This is a genomic window from Microcystis aeruginosa LEGE 91341, from assembly GCF_015206885.1.
Taxonomy (GTDB): Bacteria; Cyanobacteriota; Cyanobacteriia; order Cyanobacteriales; family Microcystaceae; genus Microcystis; species Microcystis aeruginosa_H.
This window is the reverse complement of the sequence record NZ_JADEXY010000241.1, coordinates 1-2,450: the sequence shown is the minus strand read 5'-3', so window position 1 is coordinate 2,450 and position 2,450 is coordinate 1. Positions and strand designations below refer to the sequence as shown.

Sequence of the window (2,450 nt, the reverse complement as noted above, 5' to 3'; positions counted from 1 at the left end):
GTTTTACCGATTTTGAGGGGGTCAATTACTTAATTTTCCCCCCGATCACTCCCATGTCCGGTACTTTTTGATTTCCCAAAAGGTCTAAAAGTCTTACCCAACAAGGTTTTTAGATTTATTCAGCAAGCTCTAGTTAAGCTCTCCTGAATTGAAACTGCCTCTTAGGAGTTTTAGTACAAATGCTCAGGCTTCCTCTCCCTGCTCCCAACTCCAGTTCAGTCTTAACGAGTATCAGTTATCAGTTGTGAGTTTTCAGTTCAGCGACTGCTTTTTGGGGTTAATTTTTTGGGGCTTTATTTGACTTGACCAGAGGGGGGTCGCAGGCGCACGGATTTTCCATTATTTATATAATATCATGTCAAGCGTTGGTTGGCAAGAGAAAATTTTTTAATTGCCAGCCAAGTCAGTACATCTATACGGAGATATTTTCAGAATGATAACGATTCTCAGCGACTGTGATAAGATGAGAATCATAATCAGACTCAGTTAACTCCGATGGGTAAAAAATTCCAGTTAACAGCGATCGCTTTAACAATGACTATAGCCAGCTTAACAGCTTGTAGTGGTCCCTCGGTCAAGGAAAAGGAAGCAAAGACACCCTTACAGGTGACAGTGAGTATCGTACCGCAGGAATATTTCGTCAAACGCATCGGCGGTGATAGAGTCAGTGTTAATGCCATGATTCAACCCGGGACAGATCCCCACACCTATGAACCAAAACCCGAACAATTAAAAACCACAGCCCAATCGCAAGCCTACTTTAAAATCGGTGTATCTTTAGAAGATGCTTGGAAAGATCGCTTAAACAGTGTTAACCAACAGATGTTAATCGTCGATACCAGTCAAGGAGTAGATAAAATCCCTTTGACAGCAGATCATGATCATGATCACAGCAAGGAAGAAAAACATCAAGCCGGAAAAAACACCCTAGATCCCCATATTTGGTTATCACCAAAACGAGTCAAAGCACAAGCAGAGACTATTTATCAAACCCTAGCACAACTCGATCCCGGTCAGGAAGCTATCTATCGGGCTAACTTGGAAAAATTCAGTCAGGAGTTAGACGCATTAGATCAAGAAATTCGGCAAAACTTGGCAGGGATTAAAAACAAAAAATTTATGGTGTTTCATCCCGAATGGGGCTATTTTGCCCAAGATTACGGTTTAGAGATGATTGCGCTCGAAATCGACGGTAATGAACCCAGTGCTGCCCAGTTAAGTCAACTAATCAAACAGGCCAAAAAAGAGAATATAAAAGTTATTTTTACTCAACCAGAATTTAGTCAGAAAAGTGCCGAAACTATTGCTAGGGAAATTGGGGGACAGGTAATCCCTATTAGTGCCTTTGCTCAAAATTGGAGTGAAAACCTGCGACAAGTTTCCCAAAAAATGGCCACAGTTTTAAATCAGTAATTGCTTGTATATGTCAACGATCATTACCATTAGTAATCTCTGGGCCGGCTACGAACAGGAACCCATCCTCGAAGATATTAATTTAACTATTCAAGAACTGGATTTTCTAGGAATTATCGGACCAAATGGAGGGGGAAAAACTACCCTGCTTAAGGTTTTACTGGGATTAATTAAACCTTGGCGGGGAGAAGTCAGTATTTTGGGGCAAAGTGTGCAAAAAGGTCGGGAATTAGTCGGTTATGTGCCGCAGTTTGTTGAATGCGATCGCTCATTTCCCATTACTGTGGGTGAGGTGGTGAAAATGGGGAGATTGAGCAGCAAAAAACTCTGGCAAGGCTATAGTAAAAAAGATGAGATAAGGGTAGATAAAGCTTTAGATAGTGTGGGAATGTTAGCGTTGAAAAAAAGATCGATTGCTGAACTTTCGGGGGGACAGCGCCAACGGGTTTATATCGCTCGCGCTTTAGCAGTAGAACCCCGTCTCTTGATTTTAGATGAACCCACTGCCAGTGTCGATCCCCAAATGCGTGCTAGTATTTTTTCCCTGTTGCAAGAATTGAATGAGTGGATGACTATTTTAATTATTTCCCATGATCTGGGAACCCTATCTACCTATGTTAAATCGATCGGTTGTCTCAATCGTCGTCTCTATTATCACGGCCAAAAATCTCTCACTGCCGCTATGTTAGAACAGGTATATTGTTAAAAGTTTTCTACTTTCAAGAATAGTCCTAATAACGCAAGATTCAACGATATTTGTCAACTGCTAGAATTAGAAGGGTTTTCCCTTGATCGAATTACAGGTAGCCATCACATTTTTAAAAGAAATGATATTATTTTGGTCATACCTGTTCATAATAAAAAAGTAAAATCTGTTTATATTCGTCGAGTCCTTGAAATTATCGGAGACCAGAAGTGTTGAACGTTGAGAAAAGTCAGACAAAAAATGCTATTATAGATAGAATCTAGACAACTTATTCACCTCACAATAGGTAGTTTGCCCTGATGACGAATTTCTCAAAACTCATAAAAGAGCT

Annotated in this window: 3 protein-coding genes; all 3 read left to right on the top strand. The window is 40.4% G+C overall.

Annotated elements, in window-relative coordinates:
• The first annotated feature begins 495 nt into the window (after positions 1–495).
• From IQ234_RS20520 to IQ234_RS20510, 3 genes are read left to right on the top strand one after another with little or no spacing between them, the layout of a single operon-like run.
• Positions 496–1,413, top strand: coding sequence for a metal ABC transporter solute-binding protein, Zn/Mn family (locus IQ234_RS20520; RefSeq protein WP_193958430.1), 918 nt, complete (start codon positions 496–498; stop codon positions 1,411–1,413).
• A 10-nt stretch (positions 1,414–1,423) separates the two neighbouring features.
• Entirely contained in the window at positions 1,424–2,119 is a 696-nt protein-coding gene (locus IQ234_RS20515; protein ID WP_193958429.1) for a metal ABC transporter ATP-binding protein, read from the top strand.
• A 48-nt stretch (positions 2,120–2,167) separates the two neighbouring features.
• Positions 2,168–2,335: a type II toxin-antitoxin system HicA family toxin gene (locus IQ234_RS20510; protein WP_322743473.1), complete on the top strand. Its 168-nt coding sequence runs from the start codon at positions 2,168–2,170 to the stop codon at positions 2,333–2,335.
• The last annotated feature ends 115 nt before the right edge of the window (positions 2,336–2,450 follow it).